The organism is Xylanibacter oryzae DSM 17970 (assembly GCF_000585355.1).
Taxonomy (GTDB): domain Bacteria; phylum Bacteroidota; class Bacteroidia; order Bacteroidales; family Bacteroidaceae; genus Prevotella; species Prevotella oryzae.
In genome coordinates, this window is the sequence record NZ_KK073873.1 from 583,918 (window position 1) to 607,960 (window position 24,043).

The 24,043-nt window shown below is 31.5% G+C and carries 20 protein-coding genes; 7 read left to right on the forward strand and 13 right to left on the reverse strand.

The window, feature by feature from the left end:
* Positions 1-28 precede the first annotated feature (28 nt).
* The 5 genes from XYLOR_RS02270 to XYLOR_RS02290 are packed head-to-tail and all read right to left on the reverse strand — an operon-like array spanning position 29 to position 5,804.
* Positions 29-1,222: a glycosyltransferase gene (locus tag XYLOR_RS02270; RefSeq protein ID WP_036876592.1), complete on the reverse strand. Its 1,194-nt coding sequence runs from the start codon at positions 1,220-1,222 to the stop codon at positions 29-31.
* The gene (locus XYLOR_RS02275) at positions 1,219-2,382 is read right to left on the reverse strand and encodes a glycosyltransferase family 4 protein (RefSeq protein ID WP_036876594.1); all 1,164 of its coding nucleotides are present in this window, start codon (positions 2,380-2,382) and stop codon (positions 1,219-1,221) included. Before XYLOR_RS02275 ends, XYLOR_RS02270 begins: the two co-directional genes overlap by 4 nt.
* On the reverse strand, positions 2,379-3,521 hold the full coding sequence (locus tag XYLOR_RS02280; RefSeq protein WP_036876595.1) for a glycosyltransferase family 4 protein: 1,143 nt from the start codon (positions 3,519-3,521) through the stop codon (positions 2,379-2,381). Before XYLOR_RS02280 ends, XYLOR_RS02275 begins: the two co-directional genes overlap by 4 nt.
* Before the next feature lie 2 nt (positions 3,522-3,523).
* Entirely contained in the window at positions 3,524-4,669 is a 1,146-nt protein-coding gene (locus tag XYLOR_RS02285; RefSeq protein WP_036876597.1) for a glycosyltransferase family 4 protein, read from the reverse strand.
* On the reverse strand, positions 4,662-5,804 hold the full coding sequence (locus XYLOR_RS02290; RefSeq protein WP_036876600.1) for a glycosyltransferase family protein: 1,143 nt from the start codon (positions 5,802-5,804) through the stop codon (positions 4,662-4,664). The genes XYLOR_RS02285 and XYLOR_RS02290 overlap by 8 nt, the downstream gene beginning before the upstream one ends.
* A 260-nt stretch (positions 5,805-6,064) precedes the next feature.
* On the opposite strand from XYLOR_RS02290, the gene XYLOR_RS02295 reads away from it, so the two are divergent.
* Positions 6,065-8,290 (forward strand): LruC domain-containing protein, encoded by a 2,226-nt coding sequence (locus XYLOR_RS02295; RefSeq protein ID WP_084608507.1) that lies wholly within the window; start codon positions 6,065-6,067, stop codon positions 8,288-8,290.
* Positions 8,291-8,378: 88 nt separating this feature from the next.
* On the opposite strand, the gene XYLOR_RS02300 is transcribed toward XYLOR_RS02295, so the two are convergent.
* Both XYLOR_RS02300 and XYLOR_RS02305 read right to left on the reverse strand, forming a co-directional pair.
* A complete protein-coding gene (locus XYLOR_RS02300) occupies positions 8,379-9,284 on the reverse strand; it encodes a glucosamine inositolphosphorylceramide transferase family protein (protein ID WP_036876605.1) in 906 nt (301 codons plus the stop codon).
* A complete protein-coding gene (locus tag XYLOR_RS02305) occupies positions 9,271-10,428 on the reverse strand; it encodes a glycosyltransferase family 4 protein (RefSeq protein ID WP_036876608.1) in 1,158 nt (385 codons plus the stop codon). The genes XYLOR_RS02300 and XYLOR_RS02305 overlap by 14 nt, the downstream gene beginning before the upstream one ends.
* A gap of 209 nt (positions 10,429-10,637) precedes the next feature.
* Here XYLOR_RS02305 and XYLOR_RS02310 point away from each other — a divergent pair, with 209 nt between their 5' ends.
* The 4 genes from XYLOR_RS02310 (at position 10,638) to XYLOR_RS02325 (ending at position 16,058) form a co-directional block, all read left to right on the forward strand.
* The gene (locus XYLOR_RS02310) at positions 10,638-11,228 is read left to right on the forward strand and encodes an acyltransferase (RefSeq protein ID WP_036876610.1); all 591 of its coding nucleotides are present in this window, start codon (positions 10,638-10,640) and stop codon (positions 11,226-11,228) included.
* Positions 11,229-11,615: 387 nt separating this feature from the next.
* Positions 11,616-13,721 carry a VapE domain-containing protein gene (locus tag XYLOR_RS02315; protein WP_036876612.1) on the forward strand — a complete coding sequence of 702 codons (2,106 nt, stop codon included), beginning with the start codon at positions 11,616-11,618 and terminating at the stop codon, positions 13,719-13,721.
* A gap of 206 nt (positions 13,722-13,927) precedes the next feature.
* A complete protein-coding gene (locus tag XYLOR_RS02320; protein ID WP_036876614.1) occupies positions 13,928-14,779 on the forward strand; it encodes an ABC transporter permease in 852 nt (283 codons plus the stop codon).
* A 13-nt stretch (positions 14,780-14,792) separates the two neighbouring features.
* Entirely contained in the window at positions 14,793-16,058 is a 1,266-nt protein-coding gene (locus tag XYLOR_RS02325) for an ABC transporter ATP-binding protein (RefSeq protein ID WP_036876616.1), read from the forward strand.
* A 12-nt stretch (positions 16,059-16,070) separates the two neighbouring features.
* Here XYLOR_RS02325 and XYLOR_RS02330 read toward each other — a convergent pair whose 3' ends face one another.
* Complete coding sequence (locus XYLOR_RS02330) at positions 16,071-16,997, reverse strand: DUF6492 family protein (RefSeq protein WP_051508825.1); 927 nt, start codon at positions 16,995-16,997, stop codon at positions 16,071-16,073.
* A 277-nt stretch (positions 16,998-17,274) separates the two neighbouring features.
* On the opposite strand from XYLOR_RS02330, the gene XYLOR_RS02335 reads away from it, so the two are divergent.
* Positions 17,275-18,108 (forward strand): DUF4422 domain-containing protein, encoded by an 834-nt coding sequence (locus tag XYLOR_RS02335; protein ID WP_036876618.1) that lies wholly within the window; start codon positions 17,275-17,277, stop codon positions 18,106-18,108.
* A gap of 98 nt (positions 18,109-18,206) precedes the next feature.
* A complete protein-coding gene (locus XYLOR_RS13215; RefSeq protein ID WP_245601935.1) occupies positions 18,207-19,043 on the forward strand; it encodes a glycosyltransferase in 837 nt (278 codons plus the stop codon).
* Positions 19,044-19,059: 16 nt separating this feature from the next.
* Here XYLOR_RS13215 and XYLOR_RS02345 read toward each other — a convergent pair whose 3' ends face one another.
* The 5 genes from XYLOR_RS02345 to XYLOR_RS02365 are packed head-to-tail and all read right to left on the reverse strand — an operon-like array spanning position 19,060 to position 24,028.
* Complete coding sequence (locus XYLOR_RS02345) at positions 19,060-20,004, reverse strand: glycosyltransferase family 2 protein (RefSeq protein WP_036876621.1); 945 nt, start codon at positions 20,002-20,004, stop codon at positions 19,060-19,062.
* Positions 20,005-20,008: 4 nt separating this feature from the next.
* Entirely contained in the window at positions 20,009-20,800 is a 792-nt protein-coding gene (locus tag XYLOR_RS02350) for a glycosyltransferase family 2 protein (protein WP_036876624.1), read from the reverse strand.
* Between the two features lie 59 nt (positions 20,801-20,859).
* Positions 20,860-22,023, reverse strand: a complete 1,164-nt coding sequence (locus XYLOR_RS02355) for a glycosyltransferase family 2 protein (RefSeq protein ID WP_036876626.1) — start codon at positions 22,021-22,023, stop codon at positions 20,860-20,862.
* Positions 22,020-23,210, reverse strand: a complete 1,191-nt coding sequence (locus tag XYLOR_RS02360; protein ID WP_036876628.1) for a glycosyltransferase family 2 protein — start codon at positions 23,208-23,210, stop codon at positions 22,020-22,022. Before XYLOR_RS02360 ends, XYLOR_RS02355 begins: the two co-directional genes overlap by 4 nt.
* On the reverse strand, positions 23,207-24,028 hold the full coding sequence (locus XYLOR_RS02365; RefSeq protein WP_084608633.1) for a glycosyltransferase family 2 protein: 822 nt from the start codon (positions 24,026-24,028) through the stop codon (positions 23,207-23,209). The genes XYLOR_RS02360 and XYLOR_RS02365 overlap by 4 nt, the downstream gene beginning before the upstream one ends.
* Positions 24,029-24,043: the final 15 nt, after the last annotated feature.

A 24,043-nucleotide genomic window follows, 5' to 3' on the forward strand; every position in this document is an offset into this window, starting at 1 on the left:
ATTTTTATGCATTTTTTTAATGAGTCAATTATACAAGTGTAGTATTTTCATTGTTTAATGTGATTTTCCATTGATTCATTATAGATATTATTGAGGCGTGTGTTCTAGAAAATTCAAATGCGTTGATACTTGTTTCTTTTAAATTCATTAAAGAAGAAACTTTGGTCATTTTATTACAAAGAGAAAAAACATTCTCATTTTCATATAGATAGCAGAAATCCTTTTCACTGAGAAATTCTCTACATACAGGTATGTCAGATGCTATTATAGGCAATCCATGTGCTAATGCTTCCATTATTACAAGCGGAAATCCTTCCCAACGTGAACTTAATATAAACACGCTTGCTGCTGAATAGTATGATTGAATATCCTTTGTAAAAGGGCGTATTTTTATTCTGTCCTGTAACTCTTTTGCTGTTATTAAATCTAGCAAATTATCTTTTTCAGGACCATCTCCAACAATGTCTAATGTCCATTCACTATTGCTTTTCGCAAATTCCGCAAAGGCATTAATTAGAATATCAAAGCCTTTGTGCATTGGCGATAAACGTCCAACAGCAAGAAATTTTTTAGCATCTGTGTCGCATCTTTTTCCAGGTACAATGGTCAGGGGGTTATATATAACATTTGTTTTCAAGCCTAATCTATCTTTAAAAAGGTTTGCATCCGTTTTTGTAAGAACTACTATTTCGTCAAGCCTTTCCATTTGATATTTGAAGTGCCATTTTATACCATCTAAATATGCCGGTTCTTTTTCAAAAAAAGCATAATAAGAATTATGCATCCACCCTATAACTTTTTTTGCATTTAGCTGCTTTCTTATAGTAGCCAATTTTATAGATAGAAAAGCATGCACACCTATTACGACATCAGCATCTATTTCATTTAATTTGCTAATAAGTTCTTTTCTTTGCTTTCTAGGGAAAGAACTTTTAGCATATATGTTAGAAGCACAACGTCCATTTAGTTGGGCTTTCTTGTATGCCCAGCTATATGACTTATGTATATAGTTCGAAAGTTTATTAATTTCTACGAAGCTGAAAAAAACGATATTAACATTATTGTTTTTAAGCTCGTATATGTCATTACTAGCCAATAGAGGATCATCTAGGGTAAGTATTGTCACATCGTTACTCTTTGCCAGTTCTTTTGCTATTACAGCTAATACACGCTGGACTCCGCCGAAACTAAAGATAGAATCACAAAAGAAACATATTTTCATATATTGGTATTATTTGCAAGTTCATTAAATAAATCTATCCATTGAGTCATTATTTTTTCTTTGTCGTATCTTTTAGCAGATTCTCTGGCTCTAATTCCCATTTCCTTGCGCTCCTTATCATGAGTAATCATCCATTCCATTTTTTCAGCAAGATCATCAACGTCACCATTTTTTGCCAGTAATCCATCAACTCCATCCGTTATTATTTCGTCAGGACCGCAAGGACAGTTGAAGGAAACACATGGGCGTCCACATGACATAGCTTCTGCTAATACAAGTCCAAAACCTTCTGCTCGAGAGCTTAATACAAGAAACTCGCTATTCATGTATTCTTTATAAATGTATCGTGTCGGTTCTTTTATAAAAATGCTATTGCTTACATTGCATTTTATAATTTCATTATCAAGGAATTCTTTTAAATATCCTTCACCGTAAATTTCAATATACCAGTCTTTATGATTTTGATTTATCATAGTCCATGCTTTGATTAACAGATCGAATCCTTTCTGAGGTTCAAGCCTTCCTACACATATTATTTTATGACTATCCACTAAAGAATTAAATTCTTTAGGATAATTAGTTATTGAATTAGTTATAATAGATACGTTTTGTGAATATTTACTCCAATACAGACTATCTTGTTTCGTTAAAACCACAATTCTATCAAAATATTTTATAAATTTCATATTCTTGTGATTAATATATGTACGTATTATTTTATTTATTATATTATTACCGTGTATATTGTCTTCTAATAAAAATGGCAGGCTGACATGGCTCTCTAATATTACTTTGCAATGTGGTTTTACAGCATTCAATATTTGTTTGAAGTTGTGTATTGAATATGTATTACAAATAAATAAGTTCGGTTTTATATCATTTACAATATGCTCTAGTTCTCTATTAAATTTTATATTCATTTTTTGATGAAGGTATATCCTTTTGAATATTCTATATTTATATAAAGTGAAAAAACGAGTATTTAAATCATAATGTTTTATATTTTTTTCTAGTTCAAATGAAAATGCGTGATTACCTTGTTCAAATGTAATTATATAAATATTATAACCATGTTTGGATAAATAATTCATTTTATCCACAATAATTCGTTCGGTTCCAGCTAAAATAGCGATTGAGTTTATTATATATATTATTTTCATAGTGTTAAATCATTAAAAAGCTTTATCCATATTGGCATTATACTTCCCTCTTTGAATCTTAGTGCAGAAACTTTTGCCTTTGATCCCATTTCTATACGTTTATCTTCGTTCTCGATAAGATAACATATTTTTTCGGCTAATATTTTTATGTTTCCCTCTTTTGTTAACAGTCCGTTAACTCCATCTTCGATAATATCCTTAGGTCCACATGGACAGTCAAATGAAATAACAGGCAGCCCGCATGACATAGCTTCTGCTAATACAAGTCCAAAACCTTCATATCTAGAACTCATAATGAATAATGAGCTTTCTTTATACTTTGAATATATATCTTCAGTTGCGTTATTAAACTTTATATTTTCAACTCCATTGATTTTGGCATAGTCTACAAAATAATCATTTTGGCCTCCTCCATATATATCTAAAAACCAATCGGAATGTTTCTTCTCTACTATTTTCCATGCATCTATAAGTAAATCAAATCCCTTTTGCCACGTATATCTACCTACGGCAATTGCGCGTTTATTTTTGCATGATGAATATTCTTTAGGTATTTGTTTTATTGGATTGTTAATTACATTTATATTATTAAGGCCTTTCCATTGCTTACTGTCTTCGTCACTTAATACAATGAACTTATCTAATTTATTTACTTGTATAATAAAAGATTTAATCCAAAAATGTGAAATTAACTTATTTATAAAAGGAGGTAAAAAACTAAATTTAGCTTTACGATAAATGCTTTTATTAAAATGTATTTCACCAACTTTTTTACTTCCGTCTTTAATATCATTTATGAAATTTATTTCTCTCCTGCATGTAGAAACTGTAATGTCTGGACGGATGCTCATTAGGTAATCTGTGAACATCCCTTTATATTTTTTCTGCTTTTTACGGTAATTCCATATTTTTTTTAATAACGGCATTGTATCCAATTCATCGAAATTGATATTAAAGTTTACGTATTTTACTTTTGAAGAAATCTTATAATACCATGGCATTTCAGCTTTTTCTGTTAATATCATATATAGTTCATAGTCTGTATACTCAGCCAGATAATTAATTTTCTGACTAAGAACTTGACTCATCCCGTTTGGTGACAGCAAACCTCCAACTACATATACAATTTTCTTCCCCATTTTTATTTGATGCTATTGAATAACTTAACCCATTTTTTTGCAATATTTCCGATCTCGTATTTGTAAATGTTATTATGCGCATTGTCGCCTAATTGATGTCTCATTTCAGGATTTTCAATTAGTATGCATATCTTATCTGCTAATTGTTTGACATTCCCATTTTCGGCCAATAATCCGTTTATTCCATCACTAATAATTTCCATAGGTCCACTTGGACAGGCAAATGAAACGCAGGGAACGCCAAGTGCCATTGCTTCTATTAAAACCATTCCAAATCCTTCAAATCTGGAACTTAATATATATATAGAGCTTTCTTTGTATTTGTCATTAATATTTACTACTGCACCATTAATATTGCATTTCTCACTTATTCCTAAATGTTTAGAGATCTCAATGTATTCCTCACGATTACCAGTCCCATATATGTCTAGGGTCCAATCTGGATGTTTCAAGGTAACAATTTTCCATGCTTCTAGAAGTAAGTCAAAACCCTTAGAAGTTACATACCTCCCAACGGCTATAGCTTTTTTATTTTCTAGAGTACTGAGCTTCGATGGGATGCATGTTAATGGATTTGGTATGCAAATCACGTTAGTTAATTCGTTCCAATCCTTTTTGTCTTCTTCTGTTAACGTGACTAATTTATCTAGGCGTTCTAAATGTCTTGAAAGGTTTTTCATCCAGATCTTTGAAAATATTTTTTTTAAAAAGTTACTTTCACTATTTTCAAAGTTTCGGTAGTTAAATTTATTTACATGTATTTCCCCGATTTTTATGCTGCCATCTTTTATGTTAGTTATGAAGTTTATTTCCCTTCTTAATAACGTTATTGTTATATCAGGCTTAATTTTAAATAACGTTTTGGTAAGAGCTTTTTTGTATTGACTTTGTTTTTTTATGTAAATAGGAATTTTCCTTAAAAAAGAAAGTTCCCACAATTTTTCAAAATTTATATCGAGTTGAATAATCTGGACTTTTTTTGATAATGGATAATATGGCTCTTTCCCTTTTCCATCAGTAATTATAATATATATATCATAGTCTAAAACATCCGCAAAATAGTTGGCTTTTGTGGTCAAAACCCTCTCTATTCCGCCTGGAATATAAAGAGATGGTGTGCAATATACAATTCTATATTTTTTATTCATTTAAAATTTCATTTACGATTTTTCCCATCTGATTTTTCCATGATAAATTTTTAATAGAATTTCGAATATCTTTTGGAGCAATATTTAAACCTTCGTAGAATTCAATCGTTTTTTTTATATCTATAGCGCTTTCATCTGCTGGTGCTTTTATGATATACGACCTTTTGTCAAAATCAGAATCTGTTTCTGAATAAATAAAAGGAATTCCACGTGCAGCGTATTCTCTATTTTTAAGAGTCTTTATTTCAGATATATTACATCTGTGACGAGCAAGGCTACCTACTGCAAAGTCACATTCATTAAAAACATTATCAAGTTCTTTTCCAAATAACAGACCATGATAGATAATTTTATCGTTTATATTATATTCATTTGCAATATCTTTAAACCCTCTCGCAAAATGTGAACCATGCATTTCATGGTCAGTTATACCGCCCACAATATGGAATTTTATATTATGTGTTCCTCCATTTTTGTAATATTCTCCTATACCATGTATAAATCTATCGAATCCGTGCCAGTATTGTATTTCTGCAACACCGATAAAGCTTATTTGATTTGAGCCTTTATCTTTCTTGAGTTTTAGTGGTATGCTATCAAAGTCAATACCGTTTGAGATGCAACATGTCTTCTGTCCAAATATCTCTTTATTGTCTGTAAAAGTAATAATTCTATCAGTTTGTTTTGCCAGTTGCTTGCGAAAAAGTTTGTCAACAACTAATTCAAACTTTTCCTTTCTTGTTGATCCATCATATTCATGATCATAAGGATATGTGGGTATTTCAATTACTGATTTAATACCATGTTCCTTGAATTTTCTGAATAGATTTATAGTAAAAGGATTAGCATTTATGAATGATCTTGCATATACAAATTCTATCCTATTTTCAATAGTAAACTTTACAATTTTACTAAAATCAATCCTTTGTATTATGCCCGATAAAAAGTTCTTGCCATAATTATTTATGATGTCATCATTAATATACCTTACTTTGTTTCCGCTATTGTCATAATCATAGTAACATACAAATACTTTATGCCCCAAATCACGCAGTCCTTTGATTTGGTATTTGATTTTCTTGCTTATTCCACTATGCTCAGAGAATCCATGATATATTAGAAATAATATTCTCATATATGCAAATATACTATTTTTTTATTATTTGTATATTGTAAATATGTATTTTTTTATTCCATATTCCAAAATAAATTGAAATTTGTAATAAATAATGATTTTAAAATATTTTATTCAGCCATTATTACGCAAATATGCCCGCCTTTTAATAAAATAATAATAATAAATTATATATTTTATACTTTTTTGTATGTAATACAAAGAATTTGTGTAATTTTGCGTCATAATTAATGCGATATTAATATAAAGACAAAATTGAAATGGGAATTAACTTAAAATTATCAACCGCAACACTTATTACTTGCTCTGTAATGATTGCAGGATGTTCTAAAGATCAAAATGTTTATAACGACAATTTACAGGAGATAGCAAAGGCGGCTTTTCCTGTGCAGAATATTGATCCAGATCAAACATGGAATATGATGGGAACAACAACCGTTAATACTAGTGTAGATGAAAATTATGGAGAATCATATACTATAAAGATTTATTCTTCAGATCCAATAGGTAATACATCAGCCCAACTGCTTTCAAAGAGTACTGTAGATAATGGTAAATCTGTAAAACAGACATTTGAGTATGGAACAGGTGACAGTACTCTTTATGTTTCACGTGTAGATTCAAAATCAAGACGAGAAGTTCTTCCTGTTTCTATTAACAACGGTGGAACATCAAATATTGTATTTTCTAATTCATCTATTTCTCAATCAAAGTCAAGAACGGTAACAAGGGCTATTGGAGACTTTGATGATCCTTCTGCTGTTGCAAAACGTGATATTCCATATACCGAAATTCAATTAGATAATTTCTGTAAAGCAAGTGATGCCATACAGATTACAAATGGAATGGATGTAGCATCTCAGGATATAAAAAATAAAAATTATCAAACATTTTATATTTCAAGCAGTATCAATAATTTTTATAACCTTAATTCTGGCGATTTTAAAGGCAAAAGAGTAATAGTTAAAAATGGAGGAGTTTGGAATGTAAGCGGAAGTGAAGGAAATTTGCCTGATGGAGTAGTCGTTATTGTTGCAAATGGGGGTAAGATTAATATTAATGGGAAAACGCTTAATTCGATAACTAAGTCGGGTGATGCATTCATCGTAATGACAGGTGGAGAAATTTCAGGAACTGGTTCATCTGCATTAACAGAAACAGATGGAGGAAATCTGTATAATGCAGGTACAGTGTCATTACCTTCATTTAATTGGACTTCTAGTGGCAATGTATATAATAGTGGCAATCTAACGATTTTAGGTGATGCTACATTTAATACTTCAACGAATTTCATAAATTATGGTACAGCTACCTTTAATGGTAATATAAATTCTCCTGCAAGTGGATATATCTACAATGCAGACGGAGCTTCATTATATGGCAATACTTTATGTTTAACAACAAATGCAACTTTAATAAACCGTAGTTCTAATTGCCATTTTGTTAATACTGTTAATAGTAATGATAATGCTAATTATAAAACTTCATGCAAGTTGGTTGTTGATAATGATTTTATTCCCAATGCTGTAGTTATATCAAATGGTGGTTCAATACAATGTAAAAACATTATTCTGCATAATTCTAATATAACAATGGGTAATACATCAATACTTAAAGCAGAAAATACTACTTTCGAAAGTTTTACAGTAGCAGGTCCTACAACTGGTGATTATGCTGTATGTGTATTGGGCAATATAAGCAATAGTGGTTATGGACCTAATTGTAATTTTACAGGTAATATATATGTAGATATAACTTCCAATCCTTGGGCTGCAGAAGCAAACAAATATCAATTTTGGCAGCAGAAAACTGATAAATATACAAATGGCGCAAAGGAGGTTGGTACAGGAGAAGCTGGTATAACAATTTCATCAGGCGACTGTTCAATAGGATATACGCCAACAGACAAAGGTGGTGATGATATAGATAAAGCGGCTGTATGCACATATGGATTTGAAGATATGACAACTGAAGCTGGAGATTATGATTTTAATGACGTTGTGCTTAAAGTTAGCAAGAAAGATGATACTCATTATACTGTAAAATTGTCAGCTGCAGGAGCTATAAAGAAACTTGCAGTACGATTCAATAATGGAACAACAGATGTGGTTGTTTTTGATGAGGTTCATTCTGCTTTTGGAGTAGGAAGTTCTGATATTGTTAATACTGGTAATGGAACTAAAGATGTAGCAGCCGTTTCAAAGGATGTAGAAGTTCCAAGTGGATTCAGTCTATCAAAGAATGGTGACTTCTATATTGTGGATTTAAGTAACGATAGAACCGTACATATACCCACGTTCACATCTGGATTTAATAAAGGTGATGTTCCTTATGCATTATGCGTACCAACAGACTGGTCATACCCAACAGAGCGTACAACAGTTACAGATGCATATAATAATTTTGCTACATGGGCAAAGGATGCTAAAAAAAGTACTGATTGGTATTTAACTCATGTTTCCGGTAAGGTGATGGAGGGTAAATAAAAGATTATATTTATGATATAGGAAGTACAATACAAATTAGTGTACTTCCTATATTGTAAATGTTCTATTATATCCATTTGATATCTACTTATGAGTCTTTTTTCGTTTCTCTTAATTTTAATAATCTATATATTAATAGTATTAAATGGCATACAAAAGGATGGCGATATCCCAAAGCATCCACAACTATATTTCCATCATATATATTGAAAGTGTGGAAACCCAAATCTAATTTTTTGTTTGGTGAATACAGCCGTATTATTTCTTTAATTGTCCATTGATTATTATATGAAATTTGTTGTATAGAAACCGCATCTCCATAAGATTTAATGCATACTTGAGCAGGTCTATATATGCATCCGTTAAATGTAAAAAAATTCCCGGCCATTCGTGCAATATTGTCATTTAAAATTATTTCTTCTTTAAATTTATATTCTCTTTTATCATCGTCCCATTCGTAGATACCCAAAACATTTCCGTTTGCATCTGGCAGTTTGGTCGAAAACATCAATTTAGAACCAAACAATTGTGTGCATATAGAATCTGTTAATGGCAAATTACATAGGGTTGAATGTTCTTCAAATATATCTTTTTGTTTATTGTATTTATAAATTTTATGGTATCCACTTAAACTGTTTTCTGGATGGATATATATATTATCATTAATTCTTTCTATTGCAGGAAAACTTAAGTGCGTATCAAGTTCTAAAACTATTTTTATATATTTTAGTTTATAGTCTTTTTTATCAATAACCAGTTTTGAAATGCGTCCTTTATTGATTGGGTAATACCACTCTTCTGCTAAAATTGTTATTTCTTTATTATTAACTTCTAAAATGAATGGGTCGGCAAACCACCTATCACGGAAGCTATGTTTTAGCCACTTTATATTTAGAGGGTCACCATTCAGAATGCTTTTGATATCATTTTGAACGAATCCAATATTATATTTATTTTTGATAAGATAGTTATGCAAGTATTTAATTACATTCATATGCATCTTCTGATAATAAATTAAACAATTGTATCCACTGATTCATGATGGATTCTTTTGAAAATCTCTGTATATTAATTCTAGCTTTAGATCCCATTTCATTTCTCAGATTTTCATTTTCTATCAATAGGCAAATACCGTCAGCTAATGCCTTAGAATCTAAATATTTTACTAAAATACCGTCTTCTCCATTTTTGATAATATTCCGTGGACCATGTGGACAGTCAAAGGCAACGCATGGTACGCCACATGCCATAGCTTCTAGTAACACCATTCCAAATCCTTCATATCTGGAGCTCATTACATATATAGAACTATTCAAATATTTAGTTATTATCTCATCTGTAGGCTCGTTCATGATCATAACATTTTCAAGATTTCTGTCATGTATCTCTTTTTTTACAATATCATAATATTCACCAGAACCATATATATTTATCACCCAATCAGGGTGTCGTTCCTTTACAAGATTCCACGCTTCAATAAGATATTTATATCCTTTTGCATTATTATACCTTCCTACTATTATTGCTTGTTTGTTTATACATGTGCTAGCTGATTTAGGATAAAATGGCACAAAATTGTTAATAACAAATGTCTTTGTAAGTCCTTTCCAATAATTTTCATCTTCTTTTGTTAATAATACAATCGCATTTAGTTTGCTTACATTTTTCTCCATTTTATGTTTCCAATATCTAGCGATAAAATTAAACGGAAATCCTCTTTGTTCTAAAAGATGAAAGTTTCGTAAATATTTCTTATTCGTATGAGCTTCACCAATTTTTATGCTTCCATCTTTTATCGAAGTAATAAAATCAAGATCACGCCCTAAGGTCGTAATAATTATATCTGGTTTCTCAGAAAAAATAAGTTCCTTTATAGCCTTCTTGTATTTTCTCATAAGAATGAAATACATAAAGGTGCGATAGGCAAAGTTATGACCATATTCTTTTCCAAAATCGATATTTAAATCTATTAATTTAACTTTTTCATAAAGAGGAAAGGATGGCTCTCTTCCATTTTGACTATCTGTAACAATTGATATATCATATCCGTGTTCACTAAGATAATTAGCTTTATTAGATATAATTCTGTCGGCTCCACCTTTTGTAGTTAATGCCGTATATATATAGAAAATTTTCATATTTAATTTATTATCATAGTAATAACATTACAATAGTGATGATATTGTTATATCGCAAATATACGAATATTTCTTGTACGAAGATATTTATATGCACTTTTTCTTATAGAAAATTTCCAGTTTTCATTTTATCATATGAAAATAATCGTATTATTGCATGTTTTTACTATCTTTGCAACGTGTCATGATGTAAATAATCATTATATACAATGAACAAAGAATCAATAAGAAAATGGTTGAAATCAAGTCCAAGGTTAAAAAAGCTATTGGATAGTTTGATCATGAACAAAGTTCAAGCGCGTCCTCGATTGTATATACGTATTTTCGCGGCTATGTACCAACACCGTGGAAAACATTCTATTATATATAAAAGTGTAAGGATGGATACTCCACCTTATCGTAAATTAAGTCTTGGAGATTATAGCATAATTGAGTCATACTGTTGTATTAATAATTCTGTAGGTGACGTAATTATAGGTGATCACACACGCATAGGTATCGGTAATATTATTATTGGTCCTGTTACTATTGGTAATAATGTAAATCTGGCTCAAAATATAACAGTAACAGCTCTCAATCATAATTATTCAGATCCAGATGTCTTAATTGATAAACAAGGATTCACCATTTCTGCAATTACAATATCCGATGATGTTTGGATTGGTGCCAATGCAGTAATATTACCAGGGGTGACAATTGGTAGGCATAGTGTAATTGCAGCAGGGGCTGTGGTAACTAAGGATGTTCTTCCTAATTCACTTGTAGCAGGAGTGCCTGCTGTCATTAAAAAAAGAATATAAAGTTTTCTACATTCTAATTCTTTACCTTTTGTTTCTCAATTTTGCCGATTACCTACGCAGCAAACTCATAGCTTTAGTGCTGAAAAAGCATAGCTTTCACTATATAGGGGTATAGCTTTGGTGATACTAGAGCATAGCGATAGAAAAATTGAGTTATATTACCGGATTTTTTAGATAAAATAAAGGTTTTCAGGTAAAAAGGTACGCAGTTTGGTACAATTATCTAGCATTCAACACTTTATGTGTGAAGGATGCTGGAAAAGATGCGCACATCCTTCACACATCTATATCATTTTGGATTATTCTTTCTAAAGAATAACTTTTTTATGCATTTTTATTGCATTACCTTTGCAATGAAAATAATTATTCATTTAAAATATATAGCCTATGATAAAAATCACATTATTAAATGTGCGGGAACATTCCCGTAAGTCCAGATTTATTGATATCGACAAGTTTGTAGATATGGTAAAAGATGCGAAGTTTGCACAGCAAGTTGGCGAGCTACGTGCTAATTATCCTTATTTGCCTATTAAAGCTGTCTGTGATGACAAATTCCAGTCTTTGGATGTATTTACTTCGAAGATACCCCGAGTATGTTTCGCCAGTCTGTATGAAATTTCTGATGAGACACAGACGTTTGTGGGATATAATGGACTTCAACTTCTTGAAATTAATAATCTTATGAATTATGATGACGCACGGCAAATCAGTGCATTGGCTTCACGCATGCCTCAGACTTTGTTATCATTTATGGGAGCAGATGGCCGTTCTGTAAAGATAGTTTGTCGTTCTCAACTTGTCGATTCTCCTATGCCTTCTACTGAAGATGATGCACGGGATTTTCATGCTCGTGCTTATCGCAAGGCGCATAGTGTATATTCATCCCAACTAAATATCTCTGTAGATAATTTTGAACCGATATTGAATAGATTTACACTGATAAGCGTTGATACTGAAATTCATTATAATCCTTTTGCGGTTCCTTTTTATATAGACCCAGATGATGATGTGCCTCCGATAAAGAAGTATGTTCCGATAAGAAAAGATGAGGTCGATACTGAGAAACTGATGCCCGGATATGATCTCAATGAAACAAGACGTTATGTGTTTCAATGGTGTCTTAGAGAAGCGTATGATAAAGCAAGGCTGGAGCCTGAAGAAACTTATGTAGAGAAAACGTTGAATCTATTGGCTCATTATTGTCATGAGTCAGAATTGCCTTTAGAGATGTGTATCTGTCATACGGGACTGACTTGTCGGTTGGGTAAGGATCTGGATTATGTACGCATAGTTTTTGAAAACGAATACCATAATAAAATTAATAAGGCAGTACCTCTCAAACATATACCAGAGTCTGCTCTGCTAACTTATAAGACAGAGGCAATGCTAAAAAGTAGATACGAACTGCGTCAGAATATAATTACAGGTGAGATACAGTATCGACGCTGGGATGGTTATAATTTCGAGTTTCAACCACTTACAACAAAGGTGAAGAACACAATGACAGTAGCTGCTCTGAAATCTGGTTTGAAGACGTGGGATAAAGATCTTAACCGACTTCTTGATTCTACTTTACTACCTGAGTACGATCCTATTAAGAGTTATCTTGACAACTTGCCCAGATGGGATGGTATAGACCGCATAGATCAATTGGCTGGTCGCGTGCCAACAGATACTCCAGATTGGATGGAACACTTTCATGTGTGGTTTTTGAGTATGGTAGCTCAATGGAGAGGGAAAAACAGCCAACACGGTAATGCCATTGTTCCTCTATTAATTGGCTATCAAGGTAGTGGAAAATCATCCTTCTGTGGAATTATTCTTCCTTCGGAACTGCTTGATTATTATAATGATAAATTAAGTTTCGACAATGATAATGCTGTACAACTTGCTTTGTCAAGATTTGCTCTTATTAATCTTGATGAATTTGACAGTCTAAAAAAGAGTCAGCAACCATTGCTTAAGTATCTTGTACAGAAAAATGATGTGAAAGTCCGCAAACTTTATAGTCAGAGTATTGTGAATCATCCACGTTATGCCAGTTTTATTGGTACAACTAATAATTCAATGCCATTGACAGATGAAACCGGAAGCAGGCGTTTTATATGTGTGAATGTCAACGGACCGATAGATTTTACTACTCCTGTTGATCATGTTCAACTATATGCTCAGGCCATGTATGAGATTAAGGAAGGTGTCCGCTATTGGTTTAACGAAGAAGAAAATAAGTCAATTCAGAGGAACAATGCCAAGTTTAATCAACCGTCAAGCATATCATTAATGTTTAATTCCATGTTTGCTATGCCTAAAATAGGAGAAGGCAGATTTGTTTACCTATCTGATATTGCAGATGAGTTGAGACGAAAATACAATGATATAAAATCTGATGGCGGAATACAGATGAAATTAGGCCGCTATCTAACTCAAAATGGTTTTCAGTCAATGCGAAAACACTGTGGAATGGCCTATAGAGTGGATGTCTTGGACTGATTTGTAATACAAATTAAGCAAAAGCGTGAAGGAAATGCGTAGCTTTTTACCATTCCTTCACGCATAATTTGTTTGTAATCAGAATGTTAATCCATACTGTGTACCTTTTTGAAAGAAAACTTTTGATTCAATTTTTTTATTCGAAAACCTGTGATATATGAATTTTTATATTTATATTTGTAGCATAGAATATAAGAGATAATTGTATGGAAAAACAATGGGACCTGATAATAGATAATAAAAGCAAGCTATTTAGTCTAGACTTGAAAGAAGTCTGGAAATATAAGGATTTGCTTGCAATGTACGTTAAAAGGGATATCGTAACATTTTATAAGCAGACAATATTGGGGCCTTTATGGTTTGTTCTTCAGCCTGTGTTAACTACCATAATGTTTATGTTCGTTTTTGGTGGAATTGCAGGTATTTCAACAGATGGAGTTCCGCAGGCAGTCTTCTACCTTGCTGGTTTAGTATGCTGGAATTATTTTGCAGATTGTTTATCAAAATGTTCCGATACATTTAATGCCAATCAACAGATATTTGGGAAAGTATATTTCCCACGTTTGGTAGTTCCTTTGTCAATTGTTATTTCTAATCTTATAAAGATGGCTATACAGTTTGCATTGTTTTTAGCTGTATACATTTTCTATATGTTCAAAATTGATATTATGCATATCAATATTACCATATTGTTATTACCTTTGCTGTTAGTTATGTTGGGTTGTTTAGGTTTGGGCTTTGGACTTCTTATATCATCAATGACAACAAAATACCGTGATTTAAGGTTCTTAATTTCTTTCGGTGTTCAACTTTGGATGTATATAACTCCTGTAATTTATCCACTTTCAGTAATGAAAAATAATTATTCCCATTATATGTGGGTGATTGTTGCAAACCCATTAACCTCAATTCTTGAAACATTTAAGTATGGATTTACTGGAATAGGAGTTTTCAACTGGGGATATTTAGCGTATAGCTTTGTATTTACAGTATTGATATTATTTTTGGGTATAATAGTATTCAACAGAGTGCAGAAAAACTTTATGGATGTAATTTAAAGTAAACATCGTTATGAGTAGAAAAGTAATTGAATTTAATAATATAAGTAAGCAGTATATACTTGGTTCTATTGGAACAGGTACTCTTAGTCAAGATATTAACAGGTGGTGGGCAAAGATACGAGGTAAAGAGGATCCTTTCTTGAAAATCGGTGAAGTAAATGATCGATCTAAGAAAGCTGACGGTAGTTTTGTTTGGGCATTAAAAGATATTACATTTGATGTGGAACAAGGAGATGTTGTTGGTATTATTGGTAAGAACGGAGCAGGGAAGTCAACTCTTTTGAAGATTCTTTCAAGGGTTACAGCCCCAACTACTGGTTCAATCAAAGTAAAAGGTCGTATAGCATCGCTGCTTGAAGTAGGAACAGGCTTCCATCCAGAAATGACAGGTAGAGAAAATATCTACATGAACGGTTCTATAATGGGAATGACTAAACAAGAAATAGGTCGTAAATTAGATGAAATTGTTGATTTCGCCGGAGTCGAAAAATACATAGATACACCTGTAAAGCGTTATTCTTCAGGTATGATAGTCCGTTTGGGATTTGCTATCGCAGCTCATTTAGAGCCTGAAATCCTTGTTGTTGATGAAGTCCTTGCAGTTGGTGATGCTGAATTTCAGAAAAAGGCTATCGGGAAAATGCAAGATGTTTCGAAAGGAGAGGGCAGAACAGTTTTGTTCGTTAGTCATAATATGGCAGCAGTAAGAAGTCTGTGTAGTAGAGGCATATTACTCAATAATGGTAGTGTTGACTTTATTGGTAATATACCTGATACCATAAATAGGTACATTAACATAGAAAGCTCTGTTTTTAATGCTAGTATTATAAATAATATCAAATGGTTGAAAAATTCAATCAAGATAAAAAAAATTGAAATCAATAAGACCGAAAGTTCTTATTCTATTATTAATAGTTGTCAAAATAGTTTAGATGTCCTAATAGAAGGTGAAACATTCGAAAATATGTCATATGATATTATGGTGATTATAAAGAATAAAGATGGATTCCCTTATGCAACATTTGGAATGGGGCATAATATGGGTGATATACAGCATCAAAATATAGGTCCCTTTATTATAAAAAGAGTTATAAAACTTCCAGAGATAATTAATAAAGGAGTCGTTTTTGTTGATTTATTTATTCATCATCCTATGGTTGAATGGTATTTGAAGGCTCCTCATTGTTGTACTTTAGAATGTGAAGGCTTTCAATCAGGGTTTGGTAAGCCATTGAATCAATATGATAGCGGATTTATTGGATTGACAATAGTATAATTATTAACACTCTTATTTTTTATTTATAGGCTTAAAAAATAATTTTATAGTTTTTATTCTTTTACGTATTAAATATTCTGTGTGTTTTATGTCTTTAATGTATTTTTCATAAAACCATGAAGCTATACTCCATGGGAATGGTGGTTTGTGGTACATTTCAAATGATACGGTATATAAATCTATACAGAGTTCTTTTAAGATGTTATTTTTTATAAATCTTCCCATAATATATCCGCCACATCTGAAACTAGGCATTTGACGTTCTGCATATAAATCTGGATAATATTTCATGCAGAAATTACCATATGTTTCAAACTCTGAAAAAGGACATAATTCATTAGGTTCTGTAGCAAAAATGATTTTTTCAAACCAACTATTACCCAAAATTATATTATTATCTATATTTTCTATAAGGTTTTTTACAATTGATTTATTAAACATCATGTGTTCTGATATATAAGAATGTTCATTTACTTTTGTAATATTAAGAATCTTTTTTATTGTATTAAAATATGGTTGGTGATATTCACTTTTCATTGAAAAGTATGGCCTGCTATCTTTGTCAAAAAAATCAATATGTCTTATTGGTAAGGTATCAGCATCCCATGATAAATAATAATCAGTATTACAATATTTACTTAGTGCAAATCCTAATTTAATAAATTGTTGTAAATACCATCCAGTTCTTGGATGTAGAGATTTGTGAACATGCAATAGCTTATCAATTGTTTTAAAGGTAATGAAAGGCACAATGTTGTCCTCATCAAGTATTGTACATTTTTTATTTTTTTTAATTGATGACGGTAAGCAACAACTCATTTCTTTGTTAGTTATTATATATATATGTTCAGGATTTAGAAACATATTTATATAATACAGCGTTTTTCTTAAGAATAAATAGTCCTTAAATGCAACTGGTATTATAATGTTATACTTCATTTGTAAGTGATATATTAATTGATAGCTTATAATAATTTTACGTGTTAATACAAAATAATGTTACCATATTTTTTATTACTTTTTGATTTTATATGTCAATTTAAATAATAGTCACAATAGTCGAGAATCTTGTATACCAACAAACATCCTTTTGATAATACTTCCATAATATTTTATTATTATATTTAATATCTTTTGATTACAAAGATAGTTAATTCGTTTTGTATTACCAAAATATCAGATTTATTTTGTATTTTTACAATCAAATATAAGTTATATGGAAAAAACTATAGTTTTTATATGTGCACATAAGGAGGTGGAACTTCCTCAGCATGAATTTTTTATGCCAATACAGGCTGGCACTGGAATTGGACGTGAGATTTTACCTTATACACCAGATAATACTGGAGATAATATTTCTGTAAAGAATAAAAACTATTGTGAATTGACTTGTCATTATTGGGTGTGGAAAAATCTTAAAAATGTTGGAATCGTTGGATTAAATCATTATCGTCGATATTTTGATTTCGAAAAACGTTTTTTAAAATTTGCCCCTGACAGGAGTTTTATTTCTGCAGATAGTTTTTTATCTAAAACATATAAATTCCCTAATTTAGAAGGGATTTTAAAGAAATATGATATAATTCTTCCCAATACTAGAAATTATCCTTACAATATGGCAACACAGTATGGCGTATTTCATATTGTTGATGATTGGGTTATACTTAAAGACGTTATTAAAGAGTTATCTCCAGAATATATTCCTGCATTCGAAAAAACCATGGAGCATAGAAATTATTCATCGAATTATAATATGTTTATAACAAAGTGGAATTATTTTGATGAATATTCTGAGTGGCTATTTAAAATACTTTTTGAAGTTGAAAAACGTTGCAAAATATCTTCTGATCCAGTGCAATCCAGACTATTTGGGTATATGTCAGAAAGATTAATAAATGTATACTGTGAATATAAGCATTTAAGGATAAAACATGTACCAATTATTGTTCCAATAGATGATTTTGACACATCAATGAATCCTAGCTATTTGAGATATAATTGGTGGAAATTTAGAAATAATTTCGTTTATCATGTAAATAAATTATTATAATGAGTAGTTCAAATAATGATATAAGACCGTTAGTCGTAGTATGGTGTCTTACTTATAACCAGGTAAATTATATAAAAGATGCACTAAATGGTTTTCTTATGCAGAAAACTAACTTTAATTTTGAAGTTGTTGTGCATGATGATGCTTCTAATGACGGCACAAGTGACATTATAAAAGAATATGCAAAAAAAAATCCGAATATAATTATACCTTATATTGAACAGAACAATAGATGGAAGAAGGGAGGCCTTCCACATATAATTGAATTAATGAACACTAAACATAGAAGAGCTAAATATATAGCTTTCTGTGAAGGAGACGATTACTGGACGAATCCTTATAAACTGCAAATGCAAGTGGATTTCTTAGAATCGAATCCTAAATATTCAATGTGTTTTCACAGTGCATATAAGAAGTATGAATGTCAAACGACAAGTTGGATAAATTGTGAAAATATTCAAGATAAAGATTATGATGCAAATGATTTGTTTGTTAACTGGACTGTTCCTACAGCATCAATACTTTGTAGAAAAGATGCTATGGATTTTTATGCAGGGATAAAAGATGCAAATAGGATACAAAATTATGATATATTTATAATTTTGTGCTGTGCTATGGTTGGCAATATAAGAGGAATGCATGAACAAATGTCTGTTTATAGAATACAAGGTCAAGGACTTTCTTATAATAATAAAGCATTGATTCGTACAGTAATGAATAATCCAGAACATTTTATGTGTCTAAAAAGGAATTTCCCTATTGTAAATAAATATTGTGTAAATGATACCATTTCTAAGACATTTTTTGAAAGGGCTTTAATACAAGAATCGTTAAATGCGAAAATTATTGATTATCTTCAATCTTTAAGATTTAATTACCGTCGATTTTTTAAAATGGCATTTAAAGTCATATTTAAAAAGGTTGTTGATGTATGAAATTACTTAGAAGATCTCAATTTATGAATCTAATTAATCTCAATATAAAGAATAAGTGTTTCTCTGAAAGCCAATATTTAATTTTTTCTTTCTTCGAATAATTAATATAACGCCACATCCTATCAGATTCGGGGAATGTTGTTTTCCATTTTTTGTAATTTATTAGAGGTGGAAAAAGATAATAGCGTTTGATATTGAATTTTCTAAGTTTTAGTTCATTTTGGAATCTTTCACTATATAAACCTACTGATACCAAAAAGTCTTCAACGCTAGTTATAGCCTTGATGTGATCTGATATACTTTTTGATATTTGGTTAGAATAGCGATTAGTATTATATTGTACATAGTGGTATAAATACTTATGTATATTAGAACATTTCTTTGCATAATAATATAGCTTTATTGAAGTTATATAATCTTCACCGATCTCAATATCGGAGTTAAATCTTATATTATTGAAAATATCTTTTTTTACTAAAATTTTCCACATCGTTGGACCAATATTATAATTTATTAGTCTAAAGATATTTTCTTCGCAATCATTTGAGTAGTTTTCATAGTGAAATGTACGTCTCTCGTTTCCATAGTCTTTTGTATAGTCACATCCAATAATGTCTATTGTGCTGTCACCTGCAACTGTAATCATTTGCTCTATCATGTCTGCTTCAATCCAATCATCGCTATCTACGAATAAAACATATTTACCTTTGGCATTGTCTAATAGATCATTTCTTGTAGTGGCAATACCTTTATTCTCAAGATGAGAAATAATCGTTATCTTACTTTTGTCAATATTTTTTTTGTCAATATAGCTTTTTAATATGGCTAAACTTTTATCAGGAGAACAGTCATCAACAAAAACATATTCTATCTCCGGATATGTTTGATGGAAAATGGAATCTAAGCATTTTGCTATATATTTTTCCACTTTGTAAATAGGAACTAATATAGATACTAGCATTATACTATCTTATTAATTTACAAATAGTGCGCAGTAAAAATGATGTTATTTTATGAAGTCTGTAGGTCTTACTAATTTTTGCAATATATTTTATCATTTGATCATCCGCATATTTTAATGGTTCATAGTCTTTAAGAATTCTGGCAGGGATGTTATCTATAAGTACACTTCTGCGTTCTGATTCTCTTTCTTCATTATTAGTAACACTGATGCCTGTTGTATCAACTTTTGCTATAATATTCTTGTCAAATACATGGCTACAATTATTTACTATTAATGTCTTAATCCAGAATTCCCAGTCGGAAACAATTTTTAATTCTTCATTATATGGATATTTACGTAGGAATTCCGTCTTAATAAATGACGCTTGATGGCTGATTGTACTTCGATAAAGTGTTAGGAATGTAACGTCTTTTTCTGTATCAAAACGTATGCTATTCTCATCTGTCCCTATGGTAACTCCAGTTATGATGTCTTCCTTATAATGATTAGAGAAGACGCTTTTCAAAACACTTGAGTTATAAAAAATGTCACCTGAATTCATAAAATTGGAATATTCACCATGTGCATGACTTACCCCTTTGTTCATTGCATTATAAATACCTTTATCCGGTTCAGAAACCCAATAGTCAATTTTATCGGAATACTTTTTAATTATATCAATACTACTATCATTAGATCCACCATCTATTACGATATATTCATAGTCTTTGAAGTCTTGTGAAATAATACTTTTTATAGTATTCTCCAGACCTTTGGAATTATTGTAATTTATAGTTATTATTGATAGTTTCATATGCTTAATCAATTTGATGTAATTATAATTGTTTATGAGCGATATACTTTTTTCTTATATCAATGTTTGGTATGGATAAAATCGTTATTCTTTGTGTCTATATGGAATATATTGAGGAACATGCGCATGAAGAGTGATGGTATATGGATAATCTTTTGGGAGAATACATGGTGACGTAGTTTAAATGGTATAGCAATATACAAGGATATGCATAGTATGATAAACAAGCACCACCACTTTATGCTCCAGCATGGTACGAATATGGTATGTATGATTGCTATAATTAGTGGTAATATGATTAAAAATACTCTTGGGATAAGAATCTGCTGGATGGTTTTGTCTATATAATCTATATTGCCTTTAAGAATTGCCTTTGGGATATAAGGAAGCATTTGTAGCAAGCATTGAATCTGAGCAGTCATCCAACGAAGACGTTGGTTTTGGAAGTTCTTAGAATCACAGACCTTTTCATCAAATACAGGAATGCGTTCAAGATAATGAATATAGATGCCATCTTTTAGAAGCATTGCTTCTAATTCACGGTCTTCTCCTGATGTTGATAGTTTTTCGACATTGTTTTTGAACCAATCGAAATCAATGCACATACCAGAACCTATGAGCGCGGATGATAGACCAATAATATTGTGTGCCTTTCGAAAAATGGTATTGTTGATTTCTTCACTTGTCCCATCCAATACAGCAATGTCTGTATCCGAATTCTTGGCGCAGCGATGGCATTGAAATGCTCTGTTGCCATCTGCACATGCATTGTTGAGGCTATGAAGAAAGTTGTGCTTTACCACATCATCGGCATCAAGGATAACTATATAATCATAGTTTTCTTTTATTGTACGAATAGCTAGTTTCATAGCTTTGGCTTTTGAACTATTATGATAATCAGCAATAACAAGTTTTATTGATAATTCTCTTAAGGCTTCGTCTGTATCAGCTTTATTGTGATCAGAAACTACTAGGACATCGTATTTATCTGAAGGATAATTCTGATCAAGAAATGATATAATAGATTTTGTAATAACCCTGTCTTCATTGTATGCAGGAAAAAGAATTAGAAATTTATTGAGTTTGGTTACCTGTTTTATGATGATTCTTTTCTTTCTTTTGTGGAAAAGAGATACCATAGAGAAGAAAAATACATACATGACAGAAATTGCTATGAATATCCATAACATAATGTCTATTATATGTATAAGTTGCCATATCATCTGCGATAGTTGTTTTTTGTATTCTTATTTACAAATTTGTTTTTCCAACCAGAAAATGGTAGCAAATTAATAAGTCCCAATACGATTAAGAATGGTGCCTTTAGAAACGACTTGTCAAAGTTCTTATCAATAAGATAGTCGGGAGTGGCAAGTGCAAAGGCAAAAATAATTACAGCAAATGTAATCCACCACTTTATAGCTAGGGTCATATATATGAATGGAAGAATTAAACTCATCATGACGATGATGGCTATAAGAACTGTACGTGGAATAAGCATCCATTGCAATATCTTATCAGCATAATCATATCGTTTTGAAAACATGGCCGGTATAAAGAAGCGCATGTTTTTAATTGCTGTGGTAAATTGCGTGGATATAAATCTGCTCCGCTGCCTGTTAAAATCCTTGGTTGTCCTTGTCTTTTCATCATAGACGTATATATCATTGAAATAGTCTACAAAGATATGTTGTTGCATCAAGAGTGCTTCTATTTCCTTATCTTCTGCTGCAGTCTTCAGTTGGGTAACATTATCGTGGAACCAGTTAAAATCAAAGACTATTCCGGAACCCATAGTGGCTGACGAAATTCCCAGACTGATATGCCCAAGACGGAACACAGAGTTATTGATCTCTTCGAAGATCGCATCCAAACGTGCTGCTGCTGTGTCCCTGTTCTTTGAAACTCTGTGCAACTGAATAGCTTTTGTACCAGCAGTTTCGTAAGCATCGTTTACGGCTTCAAGAAACTCAGGAGCAACTACATTATCCGCATCAAGGATAAGAACAGCATCGTATATCTTAAATTCAGGGAGATTCTTCATCGCAAACTGCAGTGATTTCGCCTTAGTACTGATTTCGAAATTTGGTACTGCTAGGGTTATTGGGAGTTGAGCGAGACGAAAATTCGTCATTTCGTCTTCATGGTCTGATATTACAGTGACATCAAACAGACGCTGTGGATAGCTCTGTCCTAATACAGAAAGGACGGTTTGTATGATTGTTTTATCAGCACGATATGCGGGGATTAGTATAACAAAGCGATTCTGATGTTTAGCCTTTGGTATAATATTTCGATGTCGGATGAGTGATGCAGCTGCAAAAACCAACATGTATATGGTGGTCAGTGCTACGGGAATGAATAGCATAGCATCAATAATATATAGTATTATCCAAAATGAAATATTCATGATCCTATTTTTAGAAATGTTATTATTCCGCTCATAATGGATTTGGAAAGGTCATTATGACCTCTAATTAAATTAAGAAGACTATCTGTCGAAGATGCTATAATGAGATATAAATATGATATGAATTTATTAATTCCTTTATAGTTGCGTTTTACCAGTAAGAATCTGTTGTGTGTAAGATAGTATGCACGTGTAGGACTGTTACGGCCTGTGGATTTACTTTCTTTATGGAATATTGTACATGCAGGTTCGTACCAAATTTTGTATCCAGCATTCCTAATTCTGATAGACCAGTCTATTTCTTCGTAATACAGGAAAAATTCTTCAGGCATCATACCTATATGTTCAATCACTTCACGTTTTACCATCATAGCTGCTCCGTGAGCATAATAAGTAGGGTGGGCAATATCGTACTGACCATTATCAGGTTCATCATATCCTATAGACTTGTTGCGTATTGTTATTTCGGATAATTTGGTATACCCTGCGTATTGTATGTGCTGCCCATTATCAGAGAAGCGAATCTTAGGACAAGCTACACCAATGTCTGTGGATGATTGTAATCTTAGAATAAGTGCATTTATATTGAAATCTTTGAAGTAGGTATCGTTATTAACAAAAAATATGTACTTAGCTTTTGCTGCTTTGATACCAAGGTTGTTGCCACCGGCAAAACCAAGGTTTATTTTACTGCGAAGAACTTTTACTTTAGGATATTTGTTTTCTATAATAGAGGCTTCGTCTTGAGATGATGCATTATCCACTACAATCACTTCTAATGAATATTCATCAAAAGGGATTGAATCAATTAGCTCCATGGTATCTTTAATACC